This is a genomic window from Brevibacillus antibioticus (genome assembly GCF_005217615.1).
GTDB classification, from domain to species: domain Bacteria; phylum Bacillota; class Bacilli; order Brevibacillales; family Brevibacillaceae; genus Brevibacillus; species Brevibacillus antibioticus.
The window spans coordinates 616,779-631,501 of sequence record NZ_SZNK01000001.1; the positions used below are offsets into that span (position 1 = coordinate 616,779).

The window sequence follows — 14,723 nt, forward strand, 5'->3', positions numbered from 1 at the left end:
CCCGAGGATTCGTGTCCTCGGGTTTTTTGTTTTGATTTTCCATTGGTATAGATTAGTGAGCCCATTCGCGGAGTGTCTTGTCCTTCGGGAGCAAAAAGCCGATAAACCCGATCAACGGGAGGAACGAACATAACAGAATGACAAAGCTTAGACTGTAAAGATCGGCGAGATAGCCGAATACGAGAGCGCCCATGCCTCCCATTCCAAAGGCAAGCCCGATAATCAGCCCGGATACGGTCCCAATTTTACCAGGCAATAGCTCCTGCGCATATACGACCGTGACGGAGAAGCTGGAAAGCATAATAAAGCCGCTGATCACGAGCAATGGAAAGGCCCAAAATCCGGAGACGTAAGGCGTCAGTAATGTCAGTGGAAGTGAACCGAGTGTGGAAATGATGAGCAAGTTCCTTTTTCCGAATCGGTCAGACAGCGGTCCGCCAAAAAATGTCCCAATCGCTCCTGCGAAAAGAAAACCAAAAATGACGAGCTGGGCATTGGCGTATTCCATATCTTTCACATACATCAAATAAAACTGGTAAAAGCTTTGGTAGCCAGCATTCATCCAGGAACGCACACTGACGATGACAATCAGGAGGCCTAAGGCAATCAGCCGCTTGTTCAGATTCGTATACGTAACAGGTGCGGCAGTAGCCTTTTTCAAACGCTGTTGCCCACGATACCAGAGAGCAACATAGAGCAAGATGCCGCTAGCTAATAGCGCGGGTAGCAGAAACCAGGCGGCTCCTGGCTGTCCCAGGTTCGCAAAGACCAGGATGGTCATCAAGGGAGCGAGTGCTTGCCCAGCATTTCCCCCCACTTGAAAAATGGATTGCCCCAGCCCTCTGCGAGGACCTGATGCCAAGTGGGCGAAGCGTGAGGCTTCTGGGTGGAAGATGGCTGAGCCAATCCCAACACAGGCGACTGCTGCAAGAACGAAATAATAATTGCCAGAGAAAGCGAGTGCCAGCATCCCCAATCCCGATACGATCAAAGCCAGTGGTGGCAATATTGGGATCGATTTGCGATCGGAGAAGTAACCGACGAATGGTTGCAAAACCGATGAAGTAAGATTCATGACGAGCAAAATCATTCCGACCTGTGTAAACGTTAATGCTAGGTTCTTTTCTACAATTGGAAGCAATGCAGGGATGACGGCTTGCAAGCTGTCGTTTAACAGATGCGCAATGCTAATGGCAAATAGCATGCGATAGACAGTCGGTGCTGCAGTCCCTGCGGGTGTAGAGTGAATGGGTGTCGATGATGCACTCATGCCAGTTCATCCCCAACCTTTCTTTCGTAACTTACTTTTTCGTTTTTTTTCAATGTAGCACGTATTCTACAGGACGTCATCCATGAATGATGGGAATATGGTGGTCGGAAATAAAGGATTTGATCTGTCAGGAAGTTTTTAAAAAGGTAGGTAAAAAGGGAGATGCTGTCGAAAAAAGAGTGAAGCACAATGGACTAGACCATGAGCAGAAGGCTAGGGGGAATGCTGGAATGCTGGACGGGATAACAGAATACTGGCTATGCGTGGGAGGAGCCAATGTTGACGTGCAGGGAGTCACTTCTGCCAGACTGTTGCCTGGAACAAGTAATCCGGGTGAAGTGCATCAAGTGGCAGGCGGCGTAGCTCGAAACGTGGCGGAAAATCTGGGATGGCTAGGAGAAGAAGTGCAGCTATTTGCTCTGGTAGGAGAAGATGCAGATGGCGAGTGGCTGAGACAGGTCACAGCAAATAGTGGAGTGGCTACCCATGGCATGTTGCGAATCGCAGGGAAATCGACTGGGCGCTACTTGGCTATTCGTGACCGTGACGGTGAATTGTACACGGCTGTTGCAGATATGGAACTAAATGAAGAATGGCCAGCGGAAATTGTCCAGCAAGGTCTCAAGCGCTTGCCGCAGGCGGCAGGCTTGTTTCTGGATGCCAACCTTCCCATCGAGGTTATGCGGGCATTCTTGACGGAAGCCAGGAGACTCGACAAAAAGATCATTGTAGACCCTGTTTCTGTGAAAAAAGCAGAAAAGTGGCAAGGATTGCTTGAAGGCGTTCATATACTTGTCGCGAGCATAGATGAGCTGGAAGTGTTAGGTGGCCAAACCCTTCATTCCTATAATGATGTGGAAGTATGCGCGAAAAAATTAGTGGCAGAGGGTATTCATCAGGTCATGGTCATTTGTGGGGAAGCAGGGCTATGGCTGTGTACCGCACAGGAGGAAAAATGGCTTGCTGCACCAACTATGCCGATCCGAGAAGCTGCGGGAGATGCGTTTGCTGCGGGGATCATTTATGCCCAAAACAAAGCGTTGTCCCTTGCAGAACAAGCAGCATTCGGCGTTGCTCTGGCCGAGATGAGAACAAAGGGAAATGGACGATACGATATCGATGTCCTTTTGGCACGAAAAGATTACTATACCACAAAAGAAAGACAGATCGTCGACAGAGAATGAAATTACATAGCTTGACGTACACTACCCGTTAGTTGGAATTAGGAGGAGTGTATGTCGTGGAAAAGAAATCGAATGATGTAAACGGAAAACAAGAGAGCCATGTTCGGCAGGGCGGAGATTCACACCGCTCCAAAAACAAGCGTTCTGACGGTCCTGTACAAGGATTTAGTCAGGCACCACGCGGCTTGCAATAAGCCGAAAATTATATGTGCAACTAAAGTCCCCTTATCGACAAAAAGATGGGGGACTTTTCGTTTAAAGGAACATTTTTCTACAAATGCAGACAACGATATGGTACAATACCTGAATCAGAGTATTGCCAACTGAAGAAAAAAGTGGTGCAAATTGTCGAGTGGCACAATTCAAAATCGTGCCTCCCTTTACTTTGTTAAAAAGCGTGCGCGAACAAGGAGACTGATTCATATGCCAGATACTGTTGTGAAAACACGCGCTTCAGCTTCTCGAAAGAAACAGCCGAGCCGTAATAAAAAAATACGTAAACTCGTGGTATCCTTCACGTTGATCACCTTGCTACTGGTTGGCGGTGTAGCTGGAGCAATTTATTGGAAAATTGAAGACACTCTGACGGAAGTAACGAGCCCTGCAAATAATGGGTTTACTTCGCCAGTATCCCAAAATGCTGATCCTGTTTACTATTCGGATAAACCAATGTCGTTCGTATTGCTTGGTTCTGATTCCCGTCCTGAAACAGGCTCCATGAATACAGACGTAATGATCGTGGCAGTAGCTAACCCGAAGACGAAGAAAGTTACCCTGGTATCGATTCCGCGGGACACACGTGTCAAGATCCCAGGCTATCGTGACTACCATAAGATCAATTCAGTCTATGCCAATGGCGAAGCAGAACGTAGGCAAGCAGAGCGCAATAGCCGGACGGTTACCGAAGATGGTATTTCTTTAACCAAGAAAACGTTAAATGAAATACTAGGTATTCCGATTGAGCATTTTGTAGCTATTGATTTCGATGGTTTCAAAGCAGTCATTGACGAATTGGGTGGCGTGGAAGTCAATGTGGATCGCAGACTGGTATACGATGATCCAACTGACAATACACATATCAATCTCCAGCCAGGACTTCAAAAATTGAATGGTGAGCAAGCACTTGGTTATGTACGACATCGTCATGACAATCGTGGAACGAAGTACTACTCCAGTGACTTCGACCGTAACCGTCGCCAACAAGAAGTCATCAAGGCAGTCGTGGACAAAACGGCCTCTCTTGAAGGCTTGACAAAGATATTTAACGTCATGGACGTAGGCGCCAAGAATATACATACCGATCTTTCCAAGGATCAGATCAAAGGCTTGGCCTATGATTTCAAAGGATTTAATTCCTCTACAGTCACTGCATTGGATAATGGGGCATATTGGCAGGGAGGATATACCCATCTCGAAAAAGAAAAGCTCGAGTCTGTTCGCGATTCCTTGCAATCAGAGATGGGATTGACTGGGAGCGTAGTAGCGACGCTCAACAATTCCCCGATTCTCGGCGCTGGTGAAGCGGTTGCGACTAGCAACAAGAAGAGCGTCAAGAAGAAAACGACAGAATCAGCTACGTCAGCGAAACAAAAAACGGAGGCTCCGAAAGAACATGAGCCGACGAATCCTACAGACAATCAAGACGGTACGGCAAATGAAGGCGCAATGCCACCACCTGATGTTGTAAATCCAGAAGGGCAAGGCCAGTCGACAGATCAAGGTCAGGGAGCACAGATGCCTGCGACTAATGCAACACAATCTCCTGGTACTGTACCAGCAGGTAAAAACGGCAACAACTCTACTCCACCGCCGGATATCACCCCGCCTTCCAGTCAGGATGCTGGTCCTGCACCTACAGATGGTCCGAGCACGAACTCCTAACAAGTACGAAAAACACCCGTTCATCACGAGCGGGTGTTTTTTATTTGTCGATTCATTGTAAATTTTTAAAAATTCGTTTATGGAAAAGGTTTAGAAAACACCAATTTCGTGGTACAATAATAATATGCTGATAAGACAGATTAATCAGATAATTATTACTAGCTGGAGGGATTTCTATGACGATTTTCTTGGTGAACCTGTTCTTGGTGATTGCTTTTGTGTACCTGATCAGCCGCCAACAAAATGAAGAGTTTGTGTATGATGAAGATTTTTTCCTCCAGAACCCTTCAGCTTTGGAAGAATATCAGCAGATGCCGATTGATTTCCAGCACGCCTTTTTCCGCAAGCATAAAGAGTGGATTAAGGAAAAATATATGCGCGGAGAAAGCTACATTTTAGGTTACTGTCCAAACAAAGAAGTACGTCGTGCATGGCTGTCAGAATTCATGAATCAAAAAAATATGAACAATACACCGACCCCTTCCTCGTGAAGGGGTTTTTCGCAAACTGTAGAACTCGTGCTATACTGCTACGAGAGGATATCGTGAAACAGGAGGAAAGAAGTACGTGCTACAATTTATGGTGGAAAAACTAAATCAACAGTTACCTATGCATGGAATGATTTCGGATATCGTTTTGCGCTCCGATCATTCTTTGTTGGAAGAAGCGGAAGGGCAAGAGGTTCTGATCACGTTTTCCGAGGCGGAGGACGAGAAGCAACCAACGGCAACCATCCATCTGTTTACGCTTGCGGAAGAGGACAGCTGTGAAATTGAGGTGGAAATTAACTATCCTTCTCGCTTGCAGGATGAGGAGATTCAAGGATTATGGACACAAGCAAAAAGCTTGGTAGCTGAGTGCGCGCTGACAGAAAAGCGCCGCTTTGTGGAGGCTGGCAAGCAGGCAGAAGTGAATGTCGTGCTGGATTATCACTTTGTCGTGCAGATGCCGCGAACAGAAGCTGAGGAAATGGCATTTACAGAAACCATCGCAAGATTTTCCGCAGATTTGGGGATGCTCGTCAAACTTGGCACATAAAAAAATGTACATACAAAAAGCTCAGGCGTAAATGTCCTGAGCTTTTTTGCATGAAAGGGGAGGAAGGAGGAATATGAAGAGGAGAGAGAGAATCGTATAGATAATTAAAATGAATGAGCATTCACTCGTTAGGAGGGCGTTTAACGTGGAACTTTCAAAAATATGGGAACCGATTCAAATTGGTCCGATGACGTTGCCAAATCGGATAATGATGGGGTCCATGCACGTTGGATTTGAAAAGCTTCAGAATGGTGTAGAGCGGCTTGCTACCTTTTACGCAGAGCGTGCTAATGGAGAGGCAGGTTTGATCGTGACAGGAGGGGCTGCCGTACATCCAGAAGGCGGCATGGGCGACGAGTATTGCAATGTATACCAAGACGAGGATATCGAGAAATTGCGCCTGATCACGAAAGCGGTTCATCAAGCCAATGGGAGAATTGCATTGCAGCTGTTTCATGCAGGGCGTTATGCGTACAAGGAAGCAACAGGATTAGACCCGGTAGCACCATCGCCATTGCAGGCGCCGATTAACCGTTGGAAGCCGAGAGAGTTAAATGCTGAGGAGATCGAAGCAACGATCCAATGCTTTGCTGATGGCGCCGTCCGTGCTAAAAAAGCTGGCTTCGATGCCGTAGAAATTATGGGTTCGGAAGGATACTTGATCAATCAATTTTTGTCCCCTGTGACCAATAAGCGAGAAGATGAGTGGGGTGGGGACTTTTTACGCAGAGCCCGTTTTGGCATCGAGGTGGCTAAGCGTGTCCGCCAAGCAGTGGGGCCGGATTATCCGGTCATCTACCGGATGTCGGGATTGGACTTGATGCCAGATAGTACGACGATGGAAGAGACATTGCAATTTGCCAACATGCTGGAGGAGGCAGGAGCTGATGCTCTCAATGTCGGAATTGGCTGGCATGAATCACAAGTACCGACGATTGGCATGATGGTGCCGCGTGGAGCGTATGTATGGGTGGCCCAGCAAATCAAGCAGGTCGTGAACATCCCGGTTATCGCGAGCAATCGAATCAGCGACGTGCGCCAGGCTGAAAAGATTTTGTATGAAGAATGTAGTGATATGGTTTCAATGGCCCGCCCATTTTTAGCGGACCCGTATATCGTTCAAAAAAGCAAGGAAGGGCGCTTTGATGAAGTAAACACATGTATCGCTTGCAATCAAGCCTGTCTCGACCATATCTTTGATGGGAAGGTAGCTTCCTGTCTGGTTAACCCTCTCGTCGGCAGGGAAGCAGAGTGGCAGTTGGTTCCCGCGGAAAACCGCAAGAAGGTAGCTGTAATCGGTGCGGGGCCTGCCGGCTTGGAGGCAGCTCGTGTGCTGGCAGAGCGAGGGCATCAGGTGGTCATCATGGAGGCCAAAAAACAGATCGGTGGCCAATTAAACTACGCCAGACAGGTGCCGGGTAAAGAGGAATTTAATGAAACGCTTCGCTATTATCGGACAGAGCTTGCACGTCTTGGTGTCGAAATTAGGCTGGGAACACTGGCAGAGGCAGAAGCCCTGATCGAAGAAGGCTTTGCAGAAGTGGTGGTGGCAACGGGAGTCATTCCTCGGCGTCCAGAGATTCCAGGTGTGGAGCTCGGACATGTGAAGGGATATGATGCGGTATTCGAAAAGCGCGCCAAGGTCGGTAGGCAAGTAGTCATCGTTGGTGCGGGAGGAATCGCATGTGATTTGTCCCATTTGCTGATGCACGACGAAACGATTTCACCGAAGGCAGCGGAATACTTGCAGGAGTATCGGATTCTAGATGGAAGAGCTGTACAGAAGCTGCAACAAAGAAAACGAAAAATCAGCATGCTGCGGCGTGGGAAGCATGTCGGATCGGGCTTGGGCAAAACGACGCGCTGGGCAGTTCTCGCTAACCTGAAGCGACGTGGCGTAGAGATGCTAACACAAATTGAATACAGCCGGATTGCAGAAGAAGGGGTATATTTCATTCAAAACGGGGAGGAACGCATGATACCTGCTGATACGGTTATTGTAGCGGCTGGTGCGACCTCCAACAATTCGCTATATCACACATTGCTTGATCGGTTGCCTGTGCACCTCATAGGTGGGGCGAAAGAAGCGGGAGAGCTCGATGCCAAGCGAGCCATTTTGGAGGGTGCGACCGTAGGAAGAGCGATTTAAGGCGCTGAAGAGATTTTCTATTTCGAAAACAAGGGCAATCGGATATGATTAAGAAAAGTATGTCGTCTTTTTAGAAGTTTTGTCGAATCGCTTTTCAACCTCCGCTAATTTTTGCAAAATGAAGTTATACTGTTCAAATTCATTTGATTGGGGGCTCTCGCCTTGATGAACCATAATGGCATTCTCTTAGGAAAACGTTACTTCCTGTACTCGTTAGCACCGCTAGTAGAGGTGGAGGGATGGACGTTTACAATAGCCCCGGGGTTTAAGATGATCGCAGGCGGGAGTGCCAATCCTTTACAGACATTAATCAGCGTTTACCGAGAGAATGAAAAGGTAGCGCAGCTCGTGCTTCATCATAGACGAAGTGATTCAGATGTCACTGTGCAGGCTGTATCGAGTGATCTCCTGTTAGAAATCGCCCCGGCGACTAGAACTGTAAGTGTAGCAGAAAAGCTGTAAGGCACCCTGAACGGGGTGCTTTTCACTTTCGATCTTCAATCATCATTCCGAGCAATCGAGGAGGCGCAGGATCATGGTAGGGAACGAATGGCAGGTAGGTCAGTTTCAATTGTCGTGGCTGAGAGGTGGACTCACGAAGCTAGACGGAGGCGCAATGTTTGGAGTCGTGCCCAAGCCCCTCTGGAGCAAAAGATATCCATCGAATGATCTCAATCAAATTCCTTTGCGTGCTGACCCGATCCTGGTACAGGCTCATGGCAAGCGTATTTTGATTGAATCGGGATTGGGAAATGAACGGCTAACGGAAAAACAGAAGCGCAATTTTGGCTTGGAAGAAGAGTCTCAAGTAATGGACTCCCTCGCTGCAAAAGGGTTGACTCCTGCCGATATTGATATCGTCATCATGACACATATGCACTACGATCATGCCAATGGGCTTGTCTCTATACGTGATGGGCAACTTGTCTCTACCTTTCCACAAGCCGCCATCTACGTGCAGGAGCAGGAATGGGCGGAGATGAGAGAGCCGAATGTTCGCTCGAAGAATACCTATTGGGAAGAAAACTGGCGTCCCATTGAGAATCAGGTGAAGACGTATGGAGCTTCGCACGAAGTTGTGCCGGGAATCACGCTTCATCATACAGGTGGTCACAGCCAGGGACACGCGATCGTCCGGATGGAGACGGAGGGGCAGCTGCTTTTGCATCTTGCGGACATCATGCCTACACACGCCCACCAAAATCCATTATGGGTGATGGCCTACGACGACTACCCGATGACATCGATCTATGCAAAAGAAGAATGGATCAACAACGGGATCAAGCAAGGCGCTTGGTTCACGTTCTACCACGATAGCGTTTACCGTGCCGTGAAATGGAACGAACAGGGAGAAATGATTGATCGGATAGAGGTTATTTTGTAAAAAGGACAAGCAAGGACCGTCAGTGTGTACTGGCGGTCTTTTACGTTGTTTAAGGTCACCGTGTCTAACCCTATCGAAATTTTGATTACTCTAATAGAAATGTTTCATAATCAAAAAATTTTGAATGCTCATTGACGAACGCCCATTGCCTCTCTACAATGGGAACATCACAGAGCATCTGTTCTGGCAAAGATGGGAAGGCATAACAGTGGTGAGGAGAGAGACAAATGAGCTGGATCAAGATGCGTTTACAGGAGTTTCACCCGATCGTCTGGTCGTTAGTCGTCGGGACCGTGTTCGTCCGGGCCGCCAGCTCGATGAGCATGCCGTTTTTGTTTTTATATTTGTCTAATCAAACAGATATGAGCTTGGCTATGATCGGATTGACGATTGGAGCAGGACCGCTCGCGGGTACAATCGGAGGCTTTATTGCGGGAGCATGGTCGGACAGAATCGGGCGCAGGCGAGTCATGCTAGGTGCGTTGTACGTGTGGACGCTCGTGTTCGTCGGGTTTGCGCTAAGTAAAGACCCGTGGATTCTGCTTTTGCTCAATATAGCAGGGGGACTCTGTCGATCCTTCTACGAACCGGTCTCACAGGCACTGATGGCAGATGTAACGCCACAAGAGAAACGGCTTCGTGTGTTCGGTATTCGCTACATGGCGATTAATGTGGGGGTAGCGGTAGGGCCGATCGCAGGGGTAGTACTCGCGAAAAGCTCTGTCGCCCTACCTTTCCTGGTGACGGCACTGATTTATCTCATCTATGTGATTAGCTTGCAAGGATTATTGAACAAGTTCGGTATTAAACAAATTGAAGGCCAAAAGAAAGAAGTTGTTACATTCAGCCGTGCATTCAGCGTAGTCGTGAACGACAAGGCGTTTCGCTTGTACATGCTGGCCGGTGTTTTAGGAGCAATTGGCTACTCGCAGATGTCTTCTACGCTGGCCAAATTCGCAGAAATGACGGTCGTGAATGGAACTGAGCTGTTTGCCATCCTGATGACAGTCAATGCGATTGTTGTCGTTGTGATGCAGCTTCCGTTGACGACTTGGGCAGAAAAAAAGACGCCTCTCACCGCAATTTTGGTGGGAAACGCCATGTATGCGGTTGGTGACGTGGGTTATGCCTTTGCCAATTCGTGGCTGATATTCATCGTAGCGATGGTATTTTTTACGATTGGTGAAATCCTTACGTTTACAGCAGGAGATGTCCTAATCGACCGAATGGCGCCAGAGAATATGCGCGGCAGCTATTACGGTGCGAAAAGCTTCAGCAACCTCGGCCAGTTCATCGGTCCGTGGATGGGTGGATTGCTGTTGGCACACTACGGAGGTACGACCTTGTTCCTGATTGTAGCAGCTACCTCGATGATGAGCAGTGCCTTCCAATGGGCGGGTGCTCGTGCCTTTGAGGTAACTCGTGGCAAGTCCTTGAATGAACCGAGGGTCGAATCACTCTAACGCTTGCAAGATACGCTCCGCCATCCGTTTATAGCCTTCAGCATTCGGATGGAAGTGGTCTGTAAACAAGTAGTTTTGTTCTTTACGCAAAAACAAGTCGTAGGTCGGCACCACGAATACTTGCGGGTATTTAGAGGCGATTTGGGAAGCCTGATTGTTCCAGTCGAGTACGGGCCCGATGGTGTCGACGGCTGCTTCGGTATTGCCAAAAGGATTGTACAGGGAAGTGTAAACAATTGTCGCCGTTTTGTTGACGCTGCGAATCTGTTTGAGAATCTCTTCATAGTTGACCGCAAGCTGATTAAGAGCTGTGGTCACTTTTTCTTTTTCAATGGTATACAGCCCGCCTGTCTGCCTGAACAAGTCATTGCCGCCGATGGTAAAAACAATCAGATCGGCTTCAACGAGCAGCTTCTTCACTTGCTCCTGAGACATTTGCTTGAGTAGCTCAGATGATTCCTGTCCATTAATCGCGAGGTTTGTGAACGTGATCGACTGGCCCGATTTTTTCTCCAATGCTTGGCGAACGAGTCCGACATAGCCTTGGCCGTTTGCGTCTCCGGCACCGCGCGTGAGGGAATCCCCTAGTGCGACTACTTTGTGGACACCCTTTTCTGGTAAAGGAGAGGGGGGCTGCTCTTTTTGTGCAGGTGGGCTTGCTGTGGATGGTGCCAACTGCTGCGGATTCATCGCGAGGACAAACCCTGTCGCAAATAAGAGAAAGGAGAGGAAAGACAAGAGACCTGCCGTGCGCCAAAGAAATTGGCCGGATGTGCGCATCGGGTATCCTCCTATTCGTTGTAAAGTGTATGGTCATGGTATAATGTGGATGGACATCTTATGACAGTGTACCATAAACAGAACGCCATCGTCAGTTGACGAGGCGTGACTCAGATAGGAGGGCGCACATTGGCCGAAACGGTCCTCTCAGTAAAGGGATTGCAAAAAGCGATTGGCAAAAAGCCGATCATTCATGATATTACGTTTGACGTTTTCGCCGGAGAGGTATTTGGATTTCTCGGGCCAAATGGCGCAGGCAAAACCACCACGATCCGCATGCTTGTTGGATTGGCAAAGGCGGATGGGGGAGATATTCGCATCGGAGGCATCTCCCTTCAGGAACAGTTTCCACAAGCGATTGCGCAGGTTGGTTGTATCGTCGAAAACCCGGAGCTGTACAAGTTTTTGACCGGCAGAGAAAATCTGGAGCAGTTTGCGAGAATGAGTGGTGGTATTACGCCTGAGCGCATTGAAGAAATCGTCCGATTCGTTGATTTGGAGCGGGCGATTGATGATAAGGTAAAGACGTACTCACTCGGAATGAGGCAGCGTCTGGGGATTGCGCAGGCACTTTTGCACCGTCCGAAAATATTGATCCTGGACGAACCAACGAACGGCTTGGACCCGGCGGGGATTCGTGAGTTGCGCCAGTTTATTCGCAAGCTTGCTGAGGAGGAAGGGCTCGCTGTCTTCATTTCGAGTCATCTTCTCAGTGAAATCGAGATGATGTGCGACCGGGTGGCGATTATCAGCCAAGGGAAGGTCATTTCGGTTGGATTCGTCAAAGAACTGATGGAGCAGTTTGCTGATCAGGTCGATTGGACAATCCCGTCTTCCCATATACAAAAGGCCGAGGAAGTCCTGCGAAATCTACCAGCAGTGACAGAAGTGTGGGTCGTTAGTGAAGAGCGCCTGAAATCACGAATGGATATAGAAAAGGTGAGCGAGGCTAACCAAGCGTTGGTCAATGGTGGCATACCTGTGAAGGGGATTGCGACGAAGACGGTTACACTGGAAGACCTGTTCCTTACGTTGACGGGAGGAGGGGGAAGTCATGGAGCAGAGCATGGTGGGACTCGTACAGAATGAAACCATAAAATTACTGCGTCGGCGCCGTTTTCTCGTCGTCGTGCTGATCTTGGCAATTCTGATCCCGATTTTTACATACGCACAGTACCGTTCGGTTGTTACTGCACAAGAACGAATGGGGACAACCGACTGGCGTCCGCTCTTAACCCAACAAATTGTCGATATGCAAAACAGGCTGGCATCAAGCCGTCTTCCCGAAGAGTGGCGAGATTTTATCAAGGTCAGGATTGCACAGCAGCAATATTATTTGGATCACGACATTAACCCGATGGCGCCGGGTGGACCTACTTTTGCCCGTGGCTTTATGGATCAGGCCATTTCGATGTTTTTGCCGATGATTATCGTCGTACTCGCGGTTGACCTCGTATCTTCTGAGTTTAGCGAGGGGACGGTCAAGCTGCTATTGACGCGACCCGTACGGCGTTGGAAGGTGCTGACCAGCAAATACATCACTCTGCTGCTATTTACCTCTCTCACGGTTCTCACGACACTGATTCTCGCTTATCTACTCTCTGGGGTCGTGTTTGGCTATTCGGGATGGGACCTGCCCATTTTGACTGGCTTTGAAGTAGCGGGGGGAGAGCTCGAGACATCTGGGGCTTTCATGCTACCACAATGGCAATTTTTGTTGATGCAGTACGGGTTAGGCTGGTTTGTCTGCGTCGTGGTTGCTACGGTAACGCTTATGGTCTCTGTGTTGGTTCGGAGTGCGGCTGCGGGCATGGGAATTATGATGGCAGCATTAATTAGCGGAACGATCCTGACGCAGATGGCATCCTCCTGGGAATCGTCCAAATACTTGTTCGTGGTAAACTTGCAGCTGACAGATTATCTTAATGGAACACTGCCTCCGATAAAGGGGATGACGTTGCCGTTCTCGTTGACCGTGTTGAGTGTATGGGCAATCGCAGCGCTGATCATTGCGTACGTGACCTTTATCCGTCGGGATGTCACATCCTAATTTGACTTTTTTCGTTACTTTTATCCAAGTCTGCTCGTCTTTACCATGACGAATGAAAAAGACAGCGAGAGGAGAAAGACGAAACAGAATGGATGTATTATGGAAAGCAGGATCGGTAACACTATCTGGCATGTTTGAGCTGTGGGCAGCGATCCCTGTAGGTTTTATGTTGCAGCTACCACCGGTTTTGATCGCAATCTTTAGTGCGGTGGGTGCGATTATCAGCGCAGGTGCTGTTATTTTTGTGGGAGGTTCTCTGCGCGCCTGGCTTCTAAAGCGTGTAGAGAAACGGGGCAAGCGTCAGGGGCGCATGTGGCAGATATGGAATAAATACGGAGTGGTCGGCCTTGGTCTGGCTTCGCCGCTTTTAACGGGAGCCCCACTGGGAGCTGCTATTGGTATCTCGCTTGGAGCCCCTACGAAAAAGCTCATGCTGTGGATGTCGGTGGGCATCATTATCTGGAGTGTGTTATTGACGGCAGGAGTGGCTTTTGGTCTTTTGCAATTCATGGTACCAGAAACCAAATAGTTATATGCATGAAAACCGCCAATTTCTGGCGGTTTTTTGTTCAGAATGAGAGTCTGTAAACAATCTCTCCATCGTATACGTCGCCAGTTTGTTCAAAACCGGATTGACTGTATAAATGTCTTGCACCTGCATTGTCTGGACATACGGTCAAGTTGACAAATCGGCTTTGCGGGAAACGGTTCCGTACTGTATCTACGATCGCTGCGAGAGCCGCTCTGCCATATCCTTTGCCTTGGTACTGGTGATCAATCAAAAAACCGTTGAACCAGTAACACCAATCTGTGGAGGCGTCATAAGCAATCATGACAAACCCAACCATTTCATCAGCGTCATACAAACAGAATGGTTCATATTCGCAGTTATCACCGTCAGGGCGGATATGAACCTTCGCCAATGAAACGGCAACAGACGGGACAAAGCGCTGCTGCTCATCCTGCACCTGCAAGCGTAATGCATCTTGCCAGTTATCTCTGGTTGTTGGAACCAATCGAATACGAGTGTCTTTGATAAGTCTTCACCTCGATCATCTTGATAGCTTAAGCGTAACCGATCCCACCCGAAAAATCTTCCTTTTCCGCGTGGGCGTTTTTTCGTAAAATAAACCAAGGATACAAATAGAAAAGTTCCCGAAAGTGAGGTAACTGACATGGATGAGAAAAAAGAAGCGTTGGTCCCTGAACTGGAGGATCTCGTTCGTAAATTTACAGAGCTGTTGACAGGAGACGCGACTCCTGAGCGCGTAGAAATGGTAAAAGTATGGTGTCTGTACACGACAATGGCAAAAGCAATGCCGCCGCTGATTCAGCATTGGGGAAGCGAGCCTGAGCATATGGAGGCACGCAATCAAATTCGGGAAATTATCGAGCAAATCAAGCAGTGGAATCAGGAGAAAAACCAAAAGCATTAAAATAGGAAAAAACGCTGTCTCTTGGCGAAAGAGAACAGCGTTTTTTTACTTCAATCCAATCTCTAACTGGCGTAGAGGCATCAACTCT

The 14,723-nt window shown here is 48.4% G+C and carries 16 protein-coding genes; 13 read left to right on the plus strand and 3 right to left on the minus strand.

The features are described 5' to 3' along the window. Positions 1-52: 52 nt before the first annotated feature. Positions 53-1,270 (minus strand): MFS transporter, encoded by a 1,218-nt coding sequence (locus E8L90_RS02935; RefSeq protein WP_137027918.1) that lies wholly within the window; start codon positions 1,268-1,270, stop codon positions 53-55. Between the two features lie 86 nt (positions 1,271-1,356). On the opposite strand from E8L90_RS02935, the gene E8L90_RS02940 reads away from it, so the two are divergent. From E8L90_RS02940 to E8L90_RS02975, 9 genes are all read left to right on the plus strand, one after another. Beyond that, positions 1,357-2,454: a carbohydrate kinase family protein gene (locus E8L90_RS02940; RefSeq protein ID WP_244297140.1), complete on the plus strand. Its 1,098-nt coding sequence runs from the start codon at positions 1,357-1,359 to the stop codon at positions 2,452-2,454. 56 nt (positions 2,455-2,510) lie between these two features. Next, positions 2,511-2,648 (plus strand): hypothetical protein, encoded by a 138-nt coding sequence (locus E8L90_RS30070; RefSeq protein WP_167497575.1) that lies wholly within the window; start codon positions 2,511-2,513, stop codon positions 2,646-2,648. 229 nt (positions 2,649-2,877) lie between these two features. Beyond that, positions 2,878-4,335: an LCP family protein gene (locus tag E8L90_RS02945; protein WP_137027920.1), complete on the plus strand. Its 1,458-nt coding sequence runs from the start codon at positions 2,878-2,880 to the stop codon at positions 4,333-4,335. Between the two features lie 176 nt (positions 4,336-4,511). Further along, entirely contained in the window at positions 4,512-4,826 is a 315-nt protein-coding gene (locus E8L90_RS02950; protein WP_007717017.1) for a hypothetical protein, read from the plus strand. A gap of 76 nt (positions 4,827-4,902) precedes the next feature. Beyond that, positions 4,903-5,373, plus strand: a complete 471-nt coding sequence (locus tag E8L90_RS02955) for a hypothetical protein (protein ID WP_137027921.1) — start codon at positions 4,903-4,905, stop codon at positions 5,371-5,373. Between the two features lie 145 nt (positions 5,374-5,518). After that, positions 5,519-7,522 carry an NADPH-dependent 2,4-dienoyl-CoA reductase gene (locus E8L90_RS02960; protein ID WP_137027922.1) on the plus strand — a complete coding sequence of 668 codons (2,004 nt, stop codon included), beginning with the start codon at positions 5,519-5,521 and terminating at the stop codon, positions 7,520-7,522. Between the two features lie 165 nt (positions 7,523-7,687). Then, the gene (locus E8L90_RS02965; RefSeq protein ID WP_106782606.1) at positions 7,688-7,984 is read left to right on the plus strand and encodes a hypothetical protein; all 297 of its coding nucleotides are present in this window, start codon (positions 7,688-7,690) and stop codon (positions 7,982-7,984) included. 73 nt (positions 7,985-8,057) lie between these two features. Then, a complete protein-coding gene (locus E8L90_RS02970) occupies positions 8,058-8,906 on the plus strand; it encodes a YtnP family quorum-quenching lactonase (protein ID WP_137027923.1) in 849 nt (282 codons plus the stop codon). Between the two features lie 227 nt (positions 8,907-9,133). Next, positions 9,134-10,369 (plus strand): MDR family MFS transporter, encoded by a 1,236-nt coding sequence (locus E8L90_RS02975; protein ID WP_137027924.1) that lies wholly within the window; start codon positions 9,134-9,136, stop codon positions 10,367-10,369. Here the strand turns inward: E8L90_RS02975 and E8L90_RS02980 are convergent. Continuing rightward, on the minus strand, positions 10,361-11,149 hold the full coding sequence (locus E8L90_RS02980; RefSeq protein WP_137027925.1) for a GDSL-type esterase/lipase family protein: 789 nt from the start codon (positions 11,147-11,149) through the stop codon (positions 10,361-10,363). The genes E8L90_RS02975 and E8L90_RS02980 overlap by 9 nt on opposite strands. A gap of 129 nt (positions 11,150-11,278) precedes the next feature. On the opposite strand from E8L90_RS02980, the gene E8L90_RS02985 reads away from it, so the two are divergent. The 3 genes from E8L90_RS02985 to E8L90_RS02995 all read left to right on the plus strand — a co-directional run bounded on the left by E8L90_RS02985 (position 11,279) and on the right by E8L90_RS02995 (position 13,728). Beyond that, positions 11,279-12,238 (plus strand): ABC transporter ATP-binding protein, encoded by a 960-nt coding sequence (locus E8L90_RS02985; RefSeq protein ID WP_137027926.1) that lies wholly within the window; start codon positions 11,279-11,281, stop codon positions 12,236-12,238. Then, the gene (locus tag E8L90_RS02990; protein ID WP_137027927.1) at positions 12,204-13,199 is read left to right on the plus strand and encodes an ABC transporter permease; all 996 of its coding nucleotides are present in this window, start codon (positions 12,204-12,206) and stop codon (positions 13,197-13,199) included. Before E8L90_RS02985 ends, E8L90_RS02990 begins: the two co-directional genes overlap by 35 nt. Before the next feature lie 88 nt (positions 13,200-13,287). Then, positions 13,288-13,728, plus strand: a complete 441-nt coding sequence (locus tag E8L90_RS02995) for a small multi-drug export protein (protein WP_137027928.1) — start codon at positions 13,288-13,290, stop codon at positions 13,726-13,728. Between the two features lie 40 nt (positions 13,729-13,768). Here the strand turns inward: E8L90_RS02995 and E8L90_RS03000 are convergent, their stop codons facing one another. Then, on the minus strand, positions 13,769-14,215 hold the full coding sequence (locus tag E8L90_RS03000; RefSeq protein ID WP_137027929.1) for a GNAT family N-acetyltransferase: 447 nt from the start codon (positions 14,213-14,215) through the stop codon (positions 13,769-13,771). A 159-nt stretch (positions 14,216-14,374) separates the two neighbouring features. On the opposite strand from E8L90_RS03000, the gene E8L90_RS03005 reads away from it, so the two are divergent. Beyond that, the gene (locus tag E8L90_RS03005; protein ID WP_137027930.1) at positions 14,375-14,635 is read left to right on the plus strand and encodes a YusU family protein; all 261 of its coding nucleotides are present in this window, start codon (positions 14,375-14,377) and stop codon (positions 14,633-14,635) included. Positions 14,636-14,723 lie beyond the last annotated feature (88 nt).

Excerpts from the sequence above, each read along its gene's own strand:
- E8L90_RS02945 (WP_137027920.1), top strand. The coding sequence starts at position 2,878 with ATGCCAGATACTGTTGTGAAAACACGCGCTTCAGCTTCTCGAAAGAAA.
- E8L90_RS02940 (WP_244297140.1), top strand. The coding sequence starts at position 1,357 with ATGATGGGAATATGGTGGTCGGAAATAAAGGATTTGATCTGTCAGGAA.
- E8L90_RS02975 (WP_137027924.1), top strand. The coding sequence starts at position 9,134 with ATGAGCTGGATCAAGATGCGTTTACAGGAGTTTCACCCGATCGTCTGG.
- E8L90_RS02965 (WP_106782606.1), top strand. The coding sequence starts at position 7,688 with ATGAACCATAATGGCATTCTCTTAGGAAAACGTTACTTCCTGTACTCG.
- E8L90_RS02990 (WP_137027927.1), top strand. The coding sequence starts at position 12,204 with ATGGAGCAGAGCATGGTGGGACTCGTACAGAATGAAACCATAAAATTA.
- E8L90_RS02950 (WP_007717017.1), top strand. The coding sequence starts at position 4,512 with ATGACGATTTTCTTGGTGAACCTGTTCTTGGTGATTGCTTTTGTGTAC.
- E8L90_RS03005 (WP_137027930.1), top strand. The coding sequence starts at position 14,375 with ATGGATGAGAAAAAAGAAGCGTTGGTCCCTGAACTGGAGGATCTCGTT.
- E8L90_RS02980 (WP_137027925.1), bottom strand. The coding sequence starts at position 11,149 with ATGCGCACATCCGGCCAATTTCTTTGGCGCACGGCAGGTCTCTTGTCT.
- E8L90_RS02935 (WP_137027918.1), bottom strand. The coding sequence starts at position 1,270 with ATGAGTGCATCATCGACACCCATTCACTCTACACCCGCAGGGACTGCA.
- E8L90_RS02970 (WP_137027923.1), top strand. The coding sequence starts at position 8,058 with ATGGTAGGGAACGAATGGCAGGTAGGTCAGTTTCAATTGTCGTGGCTG.
- E8L90_RS02995 (WP_137027928.1), top strand. The coding sequence starts at position 13,288 with ATGGATGTATTATGGAAAGCAGGATCGGTAACACTATCTGGCATGTTT.